Source organism: Enterobacter sp. 118C5 (assembly GCF_034107645.1).
GTDB lineage: Bacteria > Pseudomonadota > Gammaproteobacteria > Enterobacterales > Enterobacteriaceae > Enterobacter > Enterobacter nematophilus.
Genome location: NZ_JAWNEU010000005.1, coordinates 25,216 through 40,434 on the forward strand (window position 1 = coordinate 25,216; position 15,219 = coordinate 40,434).

The 15,219-nt window shown below is 53.4% G+C and carries 14 protein-coding genes and 5 tRNA genes; 1 reads left to right on the plus strand and 18 read right to left on the minus strand.

Annotated features, from left to right (window positions below; genetic code table 11):
- Positions 1–254 precede the first annotated feature (254 nt).
- The 11 genes from rplL to UTO39_RS11285 form a co-directional block, all read right to left on the minus strand.
- Complete coding sequence (rplL, locus tag UTO39_RS11235) at positions 255–620, minus strand: 50S ribosomal protein L7/L12 (protein ID WP_002445276.1); 366 nt, start codon at positions 618–620, stop codon at positions 255–257.
- A gap of 66 nt (positions 621–686) precedes the next feature.
- On the minus strand, positions 687–1,184 hold the full coding sequence (gene rplJ / locus UTO39_RS11240; protein WP_003862338.1) for a 50S ribosomal protein L10: 498 nt from the start codon (positions 1,182–1,184) through the stop codon (positions 687–689).
- Positions 1,185–1,473: 289 nt separating this feature from the next.
- Positions 1,474–2,178, minus strand: coding sequence for a 50S ribosomal protein L1 (gene rplA, locus UTO39_RS11245; RefSeq protein WP_006810530.1), 705 nt, complete (start codon positions 2,176–2,178; stop codon positions 1,474–1,476).
- 3 nt (positions 2,179–2,181) lie between these two features.
- The gene (gene rplK / locus UTO39_RS11250; protein WP_008503452.1) at positions 2,182–2,610 is read right to left on the minus strand and encodes a 50S ribosomal protein L11; all 429 of its coding nucleotides are present in this window, start codon (positions 2,608–2,610) and stop codon (positions 2,182–2,184) included.
- Positions 2,611–2,766: 156 nt separating this feature from the next.
- Positions 2,767–3,312 (minus strand): transcription termination/antitermination protein NusG, encoded by a 546-nt coding sequence (gene nusG, locus UTO39_RS11255; RefSeq protein WP_003862341.1) that lies wholly within the window; start codon positions 3,310–3,312, stop codon positions 2,767–2,769.
- 1 nt (position 3,313) lies between these two features.
- Entirely contained in the window at positions 3,314–3,697 is a 384-nt protein-coding gene (gene secE / locus UTO39_RS11260) for a preprotein translocase subunit SecE (RefSeq protein WP_013094999.1), read from the minus strand.
- A 229-nt stretch (positions 3,698–3,926) separates the two neighbouring features.
- Positions 3,927–5,111 carry an elongation factor Tu gene (tuf, locus tag UTO39_RS11265; protein ID WP_217480381.1) on the minus strand — a complete coding sequence of 395 codons (1,185 nt, stop codon included), beginning with the start codon at positions 5,109–5,111 and terminating at the stop codon, positions 3,927–3,929.
- A gap of 118 nt (positions 5,112–5,229) precedes the next feature.
- Positions 5,230–5,305: transfer RNA gene (locus tag UTO39_RS11270), tRNA-Thr, on the minus strand.
- A gap of 6 nt (positions 5,306–5,311) precedes the next feature.
- Positions 5,312–5,386, minus strand: a tRNA-Gly gene (locus UTO39_RS11275).
- A gap of 117 nt (positions 5,387–5,503) precedes the next feature.
- Positions 5,504–5,588: transfer RNA gene (locus UTO39_RS11280), tRNA-Tyr, on the minus strand.
- Between the two features lie 8 nt (positions 5,589–5,596).
- Positions 5,597–5,672: transfer RNA gene (locus UTO39_RS11285), tRNA-Thr, on the minus strand.
- Positions 5,673–5,989: 317 nt separating this feature from the next.
- Between UTO39_RS11285 and coaA the strand changes: the two genes are divergently transcribed.
- Positions 5,990–6,940 (plus strand): type I pantothenate kinase, encoded by a 951-nt coding sequence (coaA, locus tag UTO39_RS11290; RefSeq protein ID WP_032654569.1) that lies wholly within the window; start codon positions 5,990–5,992, stop codon positions 6,938–6,940.
- A gap of 44 nt (positions 6,941–6,984) precedes the next feature.
- On the opposite strand, the gene dppF is transcribed toward coaA, so the two are convergent.
- From dppF to eptB, 7 genes are all read right to left on the minus strand, one after another.
- Complete coding sequence (gene dppF / locus UTO39_RS11295) at positions 6,985–7,998, minus strand: dipeptide ABC transporter ATP-binding subunit DppF (protein ID WP_151413779.1); 1,014 nt, start codon at positions 7,996–7,998, stop codon at positions 6,985–6,987.
- Complete coding sequence (dppD, locus tag UTO39_RS11300) at positions 7,995–8,978, minus strand: dipeptide ABC transporter ATP-binding protein (RefSeq protein ID WP_008502772.1); 984 nt, start codon at positions 8,976–8,978, stop codon at positions 7,995–7,997. The genes dppF and dppD overlap by 4 nt, the downstream gene beginning before the upstream one ends.
- 10 nt (positions 8,979–8,988) lie before the next feature.
- Positions 8,989–9,891, minus strand: coding sequence for a dipeptide ABC transporter permease DppC (gene dppC, locus UTO39_RS11305; protein WP_061096570.1), 903 nt, complete (start codon positions 9,889–9,891; stop codon positions 8,989–8,991).
- 9 nt (positions 9,892–9,900) lie between these two features.
- Complete coding sequence (gene dppB, locus UTO39_RS11310) at positions 9,901–10,920, minus strand: dipeptide ABC transporter permease DppB (protein WP_028015092.1); 1,020 nt, start codon at positions 10,918–10,920, stop codon at positions 9,901–9,903.
- Between the two features lie 161 nt (positions 10,921–11,081).
- Positions 11,082–12,689 carry a dipeptide ABC transporter periplasmic-binding protein DppA gene (dppA, locus tag UTO39_RS11315; RefSeq protein WP_028015091.1) on the minus strand — a complete coding sequence of 536 codons (1,608 nt, stop codon included), beginning with the start codon at positions 12,687–12,689 and terminating at the stop codon, positions 11,082–11,084.
- A 620-nt stretch (positions 12,690–13,309) separates the two neighbouring features.
- Positions 13,310–13,386 (minus strand) — tRNA-Pro (locus UTO39_RS11320).
- A 91-nt stretch (positions 13,387–13,477) separates the two neighbouring features.
- Positions 13,478–15,172, minus strand: a complete 1,695-nt coding sequence (gene eptB, locus UTO39_RS11325; RefSeq protein WP_253540309.1) for a kdo(2)-lipid A phosphoethanolamine 7''-transferase — start codon at positions 15,170–15,172, stop codon at positions 13,478–13,480.
- Positions 15,173–15,219 lie beyond the last annotated feature (47 nt).

Below are 15,219 nucleotides of genomic sequence, written 5' to 3' on the forward strand. Positions count from 1 at the left end.
ATTTTGTGGACCGGAAAATTGAATACTTTCCGCAATACCTGTTGCTATCACGCTTAAACCATTTCATTGCGATTTACACAGAGCGAGCACCCTGTCGCAGTATATTAAGTCGTCGATAGAAACAAGCATTGTCAGGACAATCAGCAGTCAAACAGTGTGAAATGCTACTGATGCCTTACAGCGCAAAAAGGCTGGTGACTAAAAAGTCACCAGCCATCAGCCTAATTGCTTAGGCTGCAACCAGAAAAGTTGGCTTATTTAACTTCAACTTCAGCGCCAGCTTCTTCCAGAGATTTTTTCAGTGCTTCTGCGTCGTCTTTGCTCACGCCTTCTTTCAGCGCAGCTGGAGCAGATTCTACCAGGTCTTTAGCTTCTTTCAGACCCAGGCCAGTTGCGCCACGTACTGCTTTGATAACAGCAACTTTGTTCGCGCCAGCAGCTTTCAGAATTACGTCGAATTCAGTTTTTTCTTCAGCAGCTTCAGCCGGGCCAGCAGCTACAGCTACAGCAGCAGCAGCAGAAACACCGAATTTTTCTTCCATTGCAGAAACCAGCTCTACAACGTCCATTACGGACATAGCTGCTACTGCTTCAATGATTTGATCTTTAGTGATAGACATTTAAATTGTTCCTGAAAATCAGAATAAGTTTATACGTAAGCAAATGCTTTATAAAGATAACTGCGATTAAGCAGCTTCTTTCGCATCGCGTACAGCAGCCAGAGTGCGAACCAGTTTGCCAGCCGCAGCTTCTTTCATGGTTGCCATCAGGCGTGCAATTGCTTCTTCGTAGGTCGGCAGGGTTGCCAGGCGATCGATTTGCGATGCCGGGATCAACTCACCTTCAAAGGCTGCAGCTTTGACCTCAAATTTTGCATTCGCTTTCGCGAACTCTTTGAACAGACGAGCAGCAGCGCCCGGGTGTTCCATAGAGTATGCAATCAGGGTCGGACCAACAAACGTGTCTTTCAGGCACTCGAACTGAGTACCTTCAACTACGCGGCGCAGCAGGGTGTTACGAACAACACGCATGTATACGCCAGCTTCACGACCTGCTTTACGCAGTTCAGTCATTTTGTCTACAGTAACGCCACGGGAATCCGCAACTACTGCAGACAGCGCGCCTTTGGCTACTTCGCTGACTTCAGCAACAATCGCTTGTTTGTCTTGAAGATTTAAAGCCATTAGCTTTGCTCCTGGATGTTTGCCGGAACTCATGTTCCGGAACTCACTTCACTCTTCCCAACGGAAAGAGCGTCTTAATACGGTGAGCAGAAACAAGCCAGAGTATTAAAAATAATCTTAGCGTTCTGTCACCGTCTACGCAGGGGATTAAGTCTCTTTCGAGACACCTGCGGTCTTCGACGGAGGCCTGGATAGGCCAGGCTCCAACGAACAATTCTTTTAGCCGCTAACTTTCGTTAGCAAACGTGGGGGTAAGATTGTAGACAAAATCACCGCCCACGTAAAGGCATTAGTTTGCAGCAGCGCTCAGGCCAGCCTGGTCAACTGCAACACCTGCACCCATGGTGGTGGAGATGCTAACTTTCTTGATGTACACGCCTTTCGCCTGAGTTGGTTTTGCTTTTTTCAGCGCAACCAGCAGAGCTTCCAGGTTTTCTTTCAGTTTGTCAGCGTCAAAGTCCACTTTACCGATGGTGGTGTGGATGATGCCGTTTTTGTCGTTACGATAACGAACCTGACCTGCTTTAGCGTTCTTAACCGCTTCAGCAACGTTAGGCGTTACAGTACCCACTTTCGGGTTTGGCATCAGGCCGCGTGGACCCAGAACCTGGCCCAGCTGGCCAACAACGCGCATTGCATCTGGAGATGCGATAACAACGTCAAAGTTCATTTCGCCTTTCTTGATCTGATCAGCCAGATCTTCCATACCTACCAGTTCAGCGCCGGCAGCTTTAGCAGCTTCAGCGTTTGCACCCTGAGCAAATACAGCTACGCGAACGGAACGGCCAGTACCGTGTGGCAGTACAGTTGCGCCACGAACGTTCTGATCGGATTTACGAGCGTCGATGCCCAGGTTAACGGCAACGTCAACGCTTTCAACGAACTTAGCAGTTGCCAGTTCTTTCAGCAGAGCGATAGCTTCGTTGATGTCGTACTGTTTGGTCGCATCAACTTTGTCACGGATCACGGACATGCGCTTGGTCAGTTTAGCCATTTCTTAGTCCTCCACTACCAGGCCCATGGAACGTGCAGTACCTTCGATGGAGCGAGTCATCGCTTCAATGTCGGCACCAGTCATGTCGGCAGCTTTGGTCTGCGCGATTTCCTGCAGCTGAGCGCGGGAAATTTTACCCACTTTGTCTTTGTTCGGTTTACCGGAACCAGACTTGATACCAGCCGCTTTCTTCAGCAGAACTGCTGCTGGAGGGGTTTTGGTAACGAAAGTGAAAGAACGGTCAGCGTAAACAGTGATTACGACTGGGATTGGCAGACCTTTTTCCAGGGATTCAGTTTTTGCGTTGAACGCTTTACAGAATTCCATGATGTTCACACCCTGCTGACCCAGAGCTGGACCAACTGGTGGACTTGGGTTCGCCATACCAGCTGCAACCTGCAGCTTGACGTAGGCTTGTACTTTCTTAGCCATTCTAAAATCCTCTGATTGGGTAATAGCGCCTCAGGGAGGCTCCCCGTGAATAAAATTCGTTTTACGGGCCGAGACCCATAAAAACAAAAGGCGCGAAATTGTATTCCAATCCCGCGCCTTGTGCAACGATTAAATCGTCGCTTTTTTGATCGCTGCTTAGGCTTTTTCTACCTGGGCAAAGTCCAGTTCTACCGGGGTCGCACGACCGAAGATAGAAACAGAAACTTTCAGGCGGGACTTCTCGTAGTCCACTTCTTCAACCACGCCATTAAAGTCAGCAAACGGACCGTCATTAACACGAACCATTTCACCCGGTTCAAACAGCGTTTTCGGACGCGGCTTATCACCCACCTGCTGCAGGCGGTTCATAATCGCATCAACTTCTTTGTCGCTGATTGGCGCCGGACGGTCAGACGTGCCGCCGATAAAGCCCATCACGCGCGGTACGCTGCGCACCAGGTGCCAGCTCGCGTCGTTCATAACCATCTGAACCAGCACGTAACCCGGGAAGAATTTGCGCTCGCTTTTGCGACGCTGGCCGCCACGGATCTCAACCACTTCTTCGGTCGGAACCATAACTTCGCCAAACAACTCTTCCATGTTGTGTAATTTGATATGCTCACGCAGCGACGTTGCTACGCGGCCTTCAAAACCGGAAAACGCCTGAACGACGTACCAGCGCTTTTTAGGGGCTTCAGACATCTCAGAACCTCAGGCCAGTGATAAAGGATACCAGGCGAACCAGAATACCATCCAGTCCCCACAGGATCAGTGACATTACAGCGGTAACCGCCGCTACGATCAGCGTGGTGTGCAATGTTTCCTGGCGAGTCGGCCAAATTACCTTGCGGACTTCGGTACGCGCTTCGCGAGCAAAAGCGACAGTCGCTTTGCCTTTCGTCGTCAACAGCGCGACACCACCCGCTGCAGCAATCAGAATTACCACTGCAAGCGCGCGTAGCGGCAGCATAATGTCACGATAAAGGTAGTTGCCGACAATCGCTACGATCAGCAGAACGGCTACTACTACCCATTTCATCGCTTCCAGGCCGCGCCCGCTCCCTTGAGCTTCGGTATTCGCACTCATAAACCAACCTGTCAGAAGTATTCTACAAACATTTTCACCCCGCGATCGCGAGGCAAACCAAATCGAAATGCTAATTCGCTTTTCGGATTATACGCTCTCTGCAGAGCCTGTCTCAGCAATGATTATGACAAAAATAATCACTGATGAGCCAGGTTCTGGCGTGAAAGCGTGCAAAAAGGGCATCAAATGATGCCCTTTTATTGCGCATTGCGTCAAATGTTATCAGCAATTAGCCGAGAACTTTAGCAACCACGCCCGCGCCAACGGTACGGCCACCTTCACGGATTGCGAAACGCAGACCGTCGTCCATCGCGATTGGGTGGATCAGAGTCACAACCATCTTGATGTTGTCGCCTGGCATTACCATCTCTACGCCTTCTGGCAGTTCGATGGTACCGGTCACGTCAGTAGTACGGAAGTAGAACTGTGGACGGTAGCCTTTGAAGAACGGAGTATGACGGCCGCCTTCGTCTTTGGACAGGATGTACACTTCAGATTCGAACTTGGTGTGTGGCTTGATTGAGCCTGGCTTCGCCAGAACCTGACCACGTTCGATTTCTTCACGTTTGATACCACGCAGCAGAACACCAACGTTCTCACCAGCACGGCCTTCGTCCAGCAGTTTGCGGAACATTTCAACGCCAGTACAGGTAGACTTCGCAGTCTCTTTGATACCAACGATTTCAACTTCTTCACCAACTTTGATGATACCGCGCTCTACACGACCGGTAACAACGGTACCACGACCGGAGATGGAGAATACGTCTTCGATTGGCAGCAGGAATGGCTTGTCAATCGCACGCTCTGGTTCTGGGATGTAAGAATCCAGGTAGCCAGCCAGTTCGATGATTTTCGCTTCCCACTCTGCTTCGCCTTCCAGCGCTTTCAGCGCGGAACCACGAACGATTGGAGTGTCGTCGCCCGGGAAATCGTACTGAGACAGCAGTTCACGAACTTCCATCTCTACCAGTTCCAGCAGCTCTTCGTCATCAACCATGTCGCATTTGTTCAGGAACACGATGATGAAAGGAACGCCTACCTGACGACCCAGCAGGATGTGCTCACGAGTCTGAGGCATTGGGCCGTCAGTCGCAGCAACAACCAGGATCGCGCCGTCCATCTGCGCAGCACCGGTGATCATGTTTTTAACATAGTCGGCGTGGCCTGGGCAGTCTACGTGTGCGTAGTGGCGAGTCGGGGTGTCGTACTCAACGTGAGAGGTGTTGATGGTGATACCACGAGCTTTTTCTTCTGGTGCGTTATCGATCTGGTCGAATGCACGAGCAGAACCACCGTAGGTTTTTGCCAGAACGGTAGTGATTGCAGCGGTCAGCGTTGTTTTACCATGGTCAACGTGGCCGATAGTACCGACGTTAACGTGCGGTTTTGTACGTTCAAACTTTTCTTTAGACATCGATTGTCCCTCTAAGACACGGATAAATCGGTGATATCACCACATCAACCAGGCGAAATGCCTGAATTGTTGAATACAGTAAAATTGAAACAGAGAGAAACGGGAAGGAGAAGTGAAGTGGTGCTGATACCCAGAGTCGAACTGGGGACCTCACCCTTACCAAGGGTGCGCTCTACCAACTGAGCCATATCAGCACGTATTGGAGCGGGCAGCGGGAATCGAACCCGCATCATCAGCTTGGAAGGCTGAGGTAATAGCCATTATACGATGCCCGCATCCTGAAACTCGGCTACCCAGTTCTTTCTGTAACAAAAAAAGAGATTTCTCTCTTTTTCAGTTTGAGCTGGCTAATTTTTCCAACCAGCTCCGGCGGCATTTACGCTGCCAGAAAGTGGTGGTGGGGGAAGGATTCGAACCTTCGAAGTCTGTGACGGCAGATTTACAGTCTGCTCCCTTTGGCCGCTCGGGAACCCCACCGGACTTGATGGTGCCGACTACCGGAATCGAACTGGTGACCTACTGATTACAAGTCAGTTGCTCTACCTACTGAGCTAAGTCGGCATCAAGTAGCGCGCATTCTATGGATACCTGCGCGGTCATGCAACTAAAAATTTGCATAAAACGTTCTTTCGCTCACATTTTATGCGAACGCAGCGCTAAGCGATGTAAAAGTAGCCATTGCGGGTCAAATAATCAACATAGATGCGTGATTTACACCGCATACACCGTAGCGTGACGGCTTCCGCGTAACGCAGCGCTTTCCATCTTTTTTCTTATTATTCCCGCCATCTGGTGTTAACCTCCTGCCCATTGTCCAAAATTAACTGTGTGATGAGCCACGTCCCGGCAGCATAGCGCTGGCTCACTGAAGCATGCTTATGAGCAAAAAAGAGCAAACGTTAATGACGCCTTATCTTCACTTTAACCGCAGCCAGTGGGCTGCCCTGCGTGATTCCGTCCCTATGACGCTGACGGAAGGTGAAATCGCACGGTTAAAAGGGATAAACGAAGATCTGTCCCTGGAAGAGGTGGCAGAAATTTATCTCCCCCTCTCTCGCTTGCTTAACTTCTATATCAGCTCCAACCTGCGCCGTCAGGCGGTGCTGGAGCAGTTCCTCGGCACGAACGGTCAACGCATTCCTTATATCATTAGCATTGCGGGCAGCGTGGCCGTGGGTAAAAGCACCACCGCACGCGTATTGCAGGCGCTATTGAGCCGCTGGCCGGAACACCGCAGCGTTGAGCTGATCACGACTGACGGCTTCCTGCACCCGAACGAGGTATTAAAAGAACGCGGGCTGATGAAGAAGAAGGGCTTCCCGCTCTCTTATGATATGCACCGTCTGGTGAAATTTGTCTCTGACCTGAAATCTGGCGTGCCGCACGTCACGGCGCCGGTCTATTCACACCTGATTTACGACCGCATCCCGGATGGGGATAAAACGGTAGTTCAGCCGGATATCCTGATTCTGGAAGGTTTGAACGTGCTGCAAAGCGGAATGGATTATCCACACGACCCGCATCATGTGTTCGTTTCGGATTTCGTCGATTTCTCAATCTATGTTGATGCGCCGGAAGACCTGCTGCAGAACTGGTATATCAACCGCTTCCTGAAGTTCCGCGAAGGGGCATTCACCGACCCTGACTCCTATTTCCACCACTACGCCCAGCTTTCTGAAGAAGAAGCGATCAATGTGGCGACGGGGCTGTGGAATGAGATCAACTACGTTAACCTCAAAGAGAACATTCTGCCGACGCGCGAGCGCGCGAGCCTGATCCTCACCAAGAGCGAGAAGCACGCCGTCGACCAGATTCGCCTGCGAAAATAGTCAGGCAGACATAAAAAAACCGGCTTAGCGCCGGTTTTTTTTCGTTATGCGTGTGGCTTCTCGCCATTTTCATCCTGATCGACCGCGAAGCAGGCAACCAGCTGACCGCCATAATCCTTCAGCTGCGGCTGCAGCTGGGTGCAAGGACCAAAGCGGCGGCTGCAGCGCGCGTTGAAGGCACACCCCGGTGGCGGATTCAGCGGGCTGGGCAGTTCCCCCGTCAGCTTAATGCGCTCGCGACGATCGTCCGGGTTCAGACGCGGCGTCGCAGACAGCAGCGCCTGGGTGTACGGATGACGAGGATTATTAAAGATCTGGTCTTTGCTCCCCTTCTCCACGCAGCGCCCCAGGTACATCACCATCACTTCATCGGCAATATGCTCCACCACCGACAGGTCGTGGGAGATGAACACATAAGAGAGCCCCAGTTCCTGCTGGAGATCCATCATCAGGTTCAGCACCTGCGCGCGCACGGAGACGTCGAGCGCCGAAACCGGCTCATCGGCAATCACCACGTCCGGATCGAGCATCAGCCCGCGGGCGATGGCGATACGCTGACGCTGCCCGCCGGAGAACATATGCGGGTAGCGGTCGTAATGCTCGGTTTTGAGGCCGACCTTCGCCATCATCGCCAGCGCTTTTTCACGGCGCTGCTCTTTGCTCAGATTGCTGTTAATCAGCAGGGGCTCTTCCAGAATCTGTCCCACTTTTTTACGCGGGTTCAGAGAACCGTACGGGTTCTGGAACACAATCTGGATTTTCTGACGACGCAGCTTCTGCGCCTGCGGATCGTGCTTGAGCAGATCCTGCCCCTGATAATAGAGCTCACCGCCGGTCGGCACTTCAATCATCGTCAGCAGGCGGCCCAGCGTGGATTTACCACAGCCTGACTCCCCCACTACCGCCAGCGTTTTACCGCGTTCGAGGGTAAATGACACGCCGTCCAGCGCTTTCACCAGGCGTTCGGGGGCAAAAATCCCCTTCTTCACCGGGTAGTGTTTTTTCAGGTCGATGGCCTGCAACAGCGGCTGCTGCGTGGTGGCCTGTTGCGTACTCATAGTGTTGGCCTCCCGGCATCATCGAGTGGGTAGTGACATTTCGACTGACGACCGTCAGCAAGCTGGTTCAGCTCTGGCTCTTCCGCCCGGCACTTATCCGTCGCGTACGGGCAACGCGGGTTCAGCAGACAGCCCTGCGGTCGGTCATATTTACCCGGAACCACGCCCGGCAGCGAGGCCAGGCGCGCTTTGTCCTGCGCAAACTCCGGCAGCGCACGCAGCAGAGCCTGGGTATACGGGTGACGCGGCGCGCGGAAGATATCGTGCGAATTCCCGGTCTCGACCACCTGGCCGGCATACATCACGATGATTTTATGCGCGGCTTCGGCCACCAGCGCCAGATCGTGCGTAATCAGCACCAGCGCCATGTTCTCTTTCTGCTGCAGCTCCAGCAGCAGCTCGATGATTTGCGCCTGAATGGTCACATCCAGCGCCGTTGTCGGTTCATCCGCAATCAGCAGCTTTGGTCGACAGGCAATCGCCATGGCGATCATCACGCGCTGGCTCATCCCACCGGAAAGCTGGTGCGGGTAAACGTCCAGCCGCGATGCCGGGTCAGGAATACCGACCTGGTTCAGCAGGTCGATCGCCCGCTGGCGACGGGTTTTCTTGTTACCGCCCTGGTGCACCTTAATCGCTTCCATAATCTGGAAACCGACCGTGTAGCACGGGTTCAGGCTGGTCATCGGGTCCTGGAAGATCATCGCCACTTCGGCGCCCACCAGCTGGCGGCGCTGTTTCTCAGAAATGCGCTTCAGGTCCTGACCGTTGAACTGCAGGTTTTCCGCCATCACGCGGCCCGGGTAATCAATCAGCCCCATGATGGCCAGTGAACTCACCGACTTACCGGAACCGGACTCCCCGACAATGCCTACCACTTCGCCCTGATTTACGCTGTAGCTGATGCGGTCCACGGCGCGAAACGGGGTGCCTTCGTCGCCGAAGTGCACCGATAATTTATCTACATTTAATAACGCCATCTCGTGCCTCTTACTGCTTCAGTTTGGGATCAAGCGCATCACGCAAACCATCACCCATCAGGTTAAATGCCAGCACCGTCAGCAGGATTGCCAGACCCGGGAAGGTGACAACCCACCAGGCGCTTTGTGCGAACTGCAACACGTCGGAGAGCATGGTGCCCCACTCCGGTGTTGGCGGCTGCGCACCCATGCCCAGGAAGCCAAGAGCGGCCATATCAAGAATGGCGTTAGAAAAACCGAGCGACGCCTGAACGATCAGCGGCGCAAGGCAGTTCGGGAAGATATTGACGAACATCTGGCGCATCGCACCCGCACCCGCCACGCGAGACGCGGTGACGTAGTCGCGGTTCACTTCCACCAGCACCGCCGCACGGGTTAGACGCACGTAGTGGGGAAGCGCCACGAAGGTCAGCGCCAGAGCGGCGTTACCGATCGACGGCCCAAAGATCGCCACCAGCACCAGGGCCAGCAGCAGGCTTGGCAGCGCCAGCATGATGTCGACGATGCGCATAATGATGTTATCAACGATGCCGCCGAAGTAACCGGCAACCAGGCCGAGGATGATCCCCATAATCAGGGAGAGCACCACCACCAGACAGCCAACCAGCAGCGACAGACGCGCGCCGTACATCAGACGCGACAGCACGTCGCGGCCCACATCATCGGTACCCAACAGGTGCGCCAGACTGCCGCCTTCCTGCCATGCAGGAGGTGCCAGCAGCGCATCGCGGAACTGATCCGCCGGGTTATACGGCGCCAGAAAGTTCGCGAACACCGCAATCAGAATCATGATGGCGACATACACCAGCCCGACTACCGCGCCTTTATTGCGCTTGAAGTAGTGCCAGAACTCCTGCAGCGGCGTCATTGGAACCGGTGCAGCAACAGCTTTGTTTTCAGAAACCTGTGACATGATGGCCCCTTACTTCTTATGACGAATACGCGGGTTCACCACGCCGTACAGCAAATCGACCAGCAGGTTGACGAGGATAATCATCGTCGCGACCAGCAGCACCCCGCCCTGCACCACCGGATAGTCACGGCGCTGCAGCGCATCTATCAGCCAGCGTCCGAGGCCCGGCCAGGAGAAGATGGTTTCCGTCAGGATCGCCCCCGCCAGCAGCGTACCCACCTGGAGGCCGATAACGGTCACCACCGGCAGCATGGCGTTACGCAGCGCGTGGACGATGATGACGCGCATGCGGGTTAACCCTTTGGCGCGCGCGGTACGGATGTAATCTTCGCCCAGCACTTCCAGCATGGAGGAACGGGTCATACGCACGATCACCGCCAGAGGAATGGTGCCCAGCACCATGGCAGGCAGGATCATGTGCGCGACGGCATCAATGAAGTTGCCCTCCTCGCCCCAGATGGCCGTGTCGATCAGCATAAAGCCGGTTAACGGATTGGTATCATCAAGGAAGACCATATCGCTGACGCGCCCGGAGACCGGCGTCAGGTTCAATTGCACCGAGACCAGCATGATCAGCATCATGCCCCACCAGAAGATAGGCATGGAGTAGCCGGTCAGCGCCAAACCCACGGCGGTATGATCAAAAATAGAGCCACGCTTAACGGCAGCCAGTACCCCAACAGGAATACCCACCGCAGTGGCAAAAATCATGGCGCAGATGCCAAGCTCCAGCGTCGCTTTAAAACGCGGCACGAACTCGTCCCACACCGGAAGACGGCTTTTTAACGAAATCCCCAAGTCACCGTGCATCACGCCCCAGATATAGTGGAGGTACTGCTGCCACATCGGCTTATCGAGGCCGAGTTCGGCCAGCAGCTGCGCATGACGTTCAGGGGAGATACCACGCTCGCCCGCCATAATCATTACCGGGTCGCCGGGGATCATATGGACGAAGGCAAAAGTGAGAAGGGTGATACCGATAAACGTCGGGATAACAAGTCCCAGACGTCGGAGGATGAACTGCAACATAACCCGGATTCTCTCTGATGACGCACGACCAGTGGCGTGACGTCTGTATTGCTCACAAATGTAAATTCCCTCTCCCGTGGGGAGAGGGTTAGGGTGAGGGGATGCATGCACGCCCCTCACCCCTGCCCTCTCCCAGAGGGAGAGGGAGAACACCCTACTTATTATTCAACCGATACGTTTTCAAAGTGGTGTTTGCCCAGTGGATCAACCACGTAGCCCTTCACTTCTTTACGCACTGGCTCATACACGGTGGAGTGAGCAACAATCAGCGCCGGAGCCTGATCGTGCATAACAACCTGAGCCTGCTTGTAGAGTTCAATACGTTTGTTGTGATCGTCGGTCGCACGCGCCGGCTGGATCAGGTCTTCAAACGGCTTGTAGCACCAGCGAGAGTAGTTAGAGCCGTCTTTTGCCGCCGCACAGCTGAACAGGGTGGCGAAGAAGTTGTCCGGATCCCCGTTGTCACCGGTCCAGCCCATCATCACCGCCTGGTGCTCACCCGCTTTGGCGCGCTTCAGATACTCGCCCCACTCGTAGGTCACAATCTTGGCCTGAACGCCAATTTTCGCCCAGTCAGCCTGGACCATTTCCGCCATACGGCGTGCGTTCGGGTTGTACGGACGCTGTACCGGCATCGCCCACAGCTCGACGGTAAAGCCTTTATCCTGGCCTGCTTCTTTCAGCAGCGCTTTCGCTTTCTCAGGATCGTAGGAGTAGTCCTTAACGTCGTCGTTATAGCCCCACATGGTTGGTGGGATCAGGTTCTTGGCAGCAACGCCCGCGCCCTGATAAACGGCCTTGATGATCGCTTCTTTGTTCACCGCGTAGGTCAGCGCCTGACGCACTTTCACGTCATCAAACGGTTTCTTCTCGGTGTTGAAGGAGAGATAACCCACGTTCAGGCCCGCCTGCTCCATCAGGTTGATATTCTTGTCCTGCTTCATGCGCGCGATGTCAGCCGGGTTTGGATACGGCATAACCTGACATTCGTTTTTCTGCAGTTTAGCGTAACGCACGGACGCATCAGGCGTGATGGAGAAGACCAGACGGTCGATCTGCGGCTTGGTGCCCCAGTAGCCCGGGAAGGCTTTATACAGAATACGGGAGTCTTTCTGGTACTGCAGCAGCTGGAACGGGCCGGTACCGATTGGGTTCAGATCCACTTTTTCCGGCGTGCCGGCTTTCAGCATATTGTCCGCATACTCTTTAGAGAGAATAGAGGCGAAGTCCATGGCCAGGTCAGCCAGGAATGGCGCTTCCGGACGGGTCAGCACGAACTGAACGGTTTTGTCGTCCACTTTTTTCACTTCGGCGATCAGGTCCGGCAGACCCATCCCTTCGAAGTATTCGTAGCTGCCGCCAGACACTTTGTGGTACGGGTTCTGGGCGTTTTTCTGACGGTCGAAGGAGAACACAACGTCGTCGGCGTTAAAGTCGCGCGTTGGTTTGAATTCTTTGCTGTCCTGCCACTTCACGCCCTGGCGCAGGTGGAAGGTATAGGTTTTACCGTCTTCGCTGATGTCCCACTTCTCGGCCAGACCCGGAATCACTTCCGTGGTGCCGGTTTTGAATTCAACCAGACGGTTATAGATCGGTACAGAGCTTGCGTCGTAAGTCGTACCAGAGGTAAAGAGCTGTGGGTTAAAGCCTTCCGGCGAGCCTTCAGAACAGTAAACCAGGGTTTTTGCCTGTACGCTTGCTGCCACGGTCATAGCCACCAGGCTCAGACCAAGCTTCAGCATCCCTGACTTCTTCAAGGAAATACTCATTATTCTGCTCCAATGTGATGTTTTGCTTTGTTGTGTTACGCCGCCAGACCTTTATTTATTTTTTACCCGGTCCGGTCGGAGGTGCCCGAAGGCGTTAAAGGGATGGAGAATCCTTTCAGAAGAGCGTTTGAGTTGCAGCGCAGATCGTCCCTGAAATGCCCCTCATGCCCTACAATCTGTCAACAGAATGTGAAAACGTCAATACAGGTGACGGGGATTTGCGCCGAGTGTGAGAAACCGCAAACAAAGATTAAAAAAACCCTGAACGCCAGTTTTCAGCAGGGAAATTTATGCTACTCGCCAACCTCCAGCACAAATATCTTCATATTTCGCAACAATCAGTGATTAACTTTTATTCAGAATGGGTAAATTTTCTTGCAGAATGGTGATTATCTGAGCACTAAATACCGCGAACGTTAAAACGCACAGCGAAAAATGCTGAGGTTATCCATAAGCAACGCGAAAAAAGATCAATCTATATATAAAAAAATACAATGGATTATGTCACAAAATCGTTAACACGCAGGGAGAAGCGGGGATAAAGGGCGTTTTGCTGAATCAGGATAAGTAAGCCGTTAATGCAAAAAGGGCTAACCTTGCGGTTAGCCCTTTTCAGAATTTGGTCGGCGAGAGAGGATTCGAACCTCCGACCCACTGGTCCCAAACCAGTTGCGCTACCAAGCTGCGCTACTCGCCGAATGCGGAGCGCATCTTACTGCTGAGGTGCGCCCCCGTCAATCCCTTATTTTCAAAAAGCCATTCAACTGGCGATATTCTCGCCAGAGCAGCTACTGCGCGGCTTTTGCGGTGTTATCAGGGAGTTTACACCAGTTGTTGTTTTCGTTAATCCCACCGTTCGGTGAGGTATAGCCGAGACAACCCATAATGGTGTCGTACAGCTCAACGTGACGGCGCGGTACCTTGATTTCTGCCTGCTGTTTCAGATGGGCAAACATTTTGGCTTTGTCTGGGTTCTCCAGGTACTTATCGGACATCCACATGATCATCGGCACGCGGAACTGCTCCGGCGGCGCCAGCTTGCGCGGCGTACCGTGCAGGTGCTCTTTCTCGTTGATGGACTCACCGTGGTCCGCGGCGTAGATAACAATCGCTTTTTTATCACGCAGCTGGTCGATTACGCGGCTCAGGAACGTATCCACATACAGAACGGAGTTATCGTAGGCGTTGATCAGCTCCTGCTTGCTGCAGTTTTTATTAATGCCAACGCACTCCGGTTTCCACTTCGCGAAATCGCGGGTATAGCGCTGGTAATAGCTGTAGTGCGACCCTTTGGTATGAAGAATGACAAGATGCTTACCTTTCGGATGGTTTTTCAGCGACTGCTCCATCTCGGAGAGCAGCAGCATGTCATCAACGTTCTTTCCACGGTTACGCGGTTCGGCGCCAATCTGCTCACGATAGGCAATGTTATCCGCCATGGTGTTGGTGTAGAACCACATTTCACTTTGCATGGCGAACAGATCGGAGCTAAATCCAAGCTGCTTCAGAACCGCAAATACGTTTTGCTCTTTAAGGGTACGCTGCGGGTTATCGCTCGCCCCGCCTTCACGCACAAACATACAGCGCAGCGAGAGCTTCGTGGCGGTATCGCAGGAATAGCCGCGGTAAGCCACCAGATTCTTTTCCTGCGCCAGTTTCGGGGTGGTATCACGGTCATAACCGAGCATACCCATATGATCCCAGCGCGTCGTTTCGCCGATGACAAAGACCACATAAGTATCATCCAGCCCGTCAGCCGGCGCCTGGTAGGTGAACTTTTTGGTCGGGTTAATCAGCGATTTCACATCGCTGGATTCGTCCGCCTGTGCCCAAGCGTAAAGACCTAACGCGGACAGCCAGTTGGACGGCAGATACGAGTTAGCCACCACGCCGCCATAGCTTGGCATATCTACGCCCGTCGCTTTTTCGATCCGTTTTTGCTGTTTTTCCATCAGGCGAATCGGCGCCCACACCAGCAGGCCCGCCAGCAGAACGACGGCGATATTGCGGATGCGCTGTCCCCGGGTACGCAACTGGCGTAACAGGGTATAGCGGCAGGTATTACTCCAGATAAAGAAGAGCGGGATCAGGCAGGTCAAAATCGTCCACATGATGAACCCTTGACCCACCACCTCTTTCGAGAGGTCGATATCCGTGGTCATCACCGAGGCAACAATACCGTAGCCAATGACCACGTTCATGAATGTCATGTAATAGCTTGCGGCGGCAGAAATAATCACCACCAGCGAGGCCAGAATTTGCCATGTACGACGCCCAAACAGAGAGAGCAGGCGTAACAGGAAGAAGGTTGCCAGGATAGAGCCAAACACTTCAATGGCGGCAAAAATTCCATTTCTTACGGTGAGGTGTTCAAAATAACCTTCCACGCGTCTGAACAGTACCGCGCCATTCAGAAACAAACCGATATAGACAGCCAGCATCAGACATAATCTTTGCTGGGTAAGAGACCTAATATATTTCATGCAAACAACCCTGGGGGAAGGGGTATAAAGACCCGCCGAATCTCATC

What these genes read in the sequence shown, in the direction of transcription:
- rplA (WP_006810530.1), bottom strand. Translation starts at nt 2,178, where the DNA reads ATGGCTAAACTGACCAAGCGCATGTCCGTGATCCGTGACAAAGTTGAT.
- secE (WP_013094999.1), bottom strand. Translation starts at nt 3,697, where the DNA reads ATGAGTGCGAATACCGAAGCTCAAGGGAGCGGGCGCGGCCTGGAAGCG.
- eptB (WP_253540309.1), bottom strand. Translation starts at nt 15,172, where the DNA reads ATGAAATATATTAGGTCTCTTACCCAGCAAAGATTATGTCTGATGCTG.
- dppA (WP_028015091.1), bottom strand. Translation starts at nt 12,689, where the DNA reads ATGAGTATTTCCTTGAAGAAGTCAGGGATGCTGAAGCTTGGTCTGAGC.
- dppF (WP_151413779.1), bottom strand. Translation starts at nt 7,998, where the DNA reads ATGAGTACGCAACAGGCCACCACGCAGCAGCCGCTGTTGCAGGCCATC.
- dppC (WP_061096570.1), bottom strand. Translation starts at nt 9,891, where the DNA reads ATGTCACAGGTTTCTGAAAACAAAGCTGTTGCTGCACCGGTTCCAATG.
- dppB (WP_028015092.1), bottom strand. Translation starts at nt 10,920, where the DNA reads ATGTTGCAGTTCATCCTCCGACGTCTGGGACTTGTTATCCCGACGTTT.
- rplL (WP_002445276.1), bottom strand. Translation starts at nt 620, where the DNA reads ATGTCTATCACTAAAGATCAAATCATTGAAGCAGTAGCAGCTATGTCC.
- coaA (WP_032654569.1), top strand. Translation starts at nt 5,990, where the DNA reads ATGAGCAAAAAAGAGCAAACGTTAATGACGCCTTATCTTCACTTTAAC.
- dppD (WP_008502772.1), bottom strand. Translation starts at nt 8,978, where the DNA reads ATGGCGTTATTAAATGTAGATAAATTATCGGTGCACTTCGGCGACGAA.
- tuf (WP_217480381.1), bottom strand. Translation starts at nt 5,111, where the DNA reads ATGTCTAAAGAAAAGTTTGAACGTACAAAACCGCACGTTAACGTCGGT.
- nusG (WP_003862341.1), bottom strand. Translation starts at nt 3,312, where the DNA reads ATGTCTGAAGCCCCTAAAAAGCGCTGGTACGTCGTTCAGGCGTTTTCC.
- rplJ (WP_003862338.1), bottom strand. Translation starts at nt 1,184, where the DNA reads ATGGCTTTAAATCTTCAAGACAAACAAGCGATTGTTGCTGAAGTCAGC.
- rplK (WP_008503452.1), bottom strand. Translation starts at nt 2,610, where the DNA reads ATGGCTAAGAAAGTACAAGCCTACGTCAAGCTGCAGGTTGCAGCTGGT.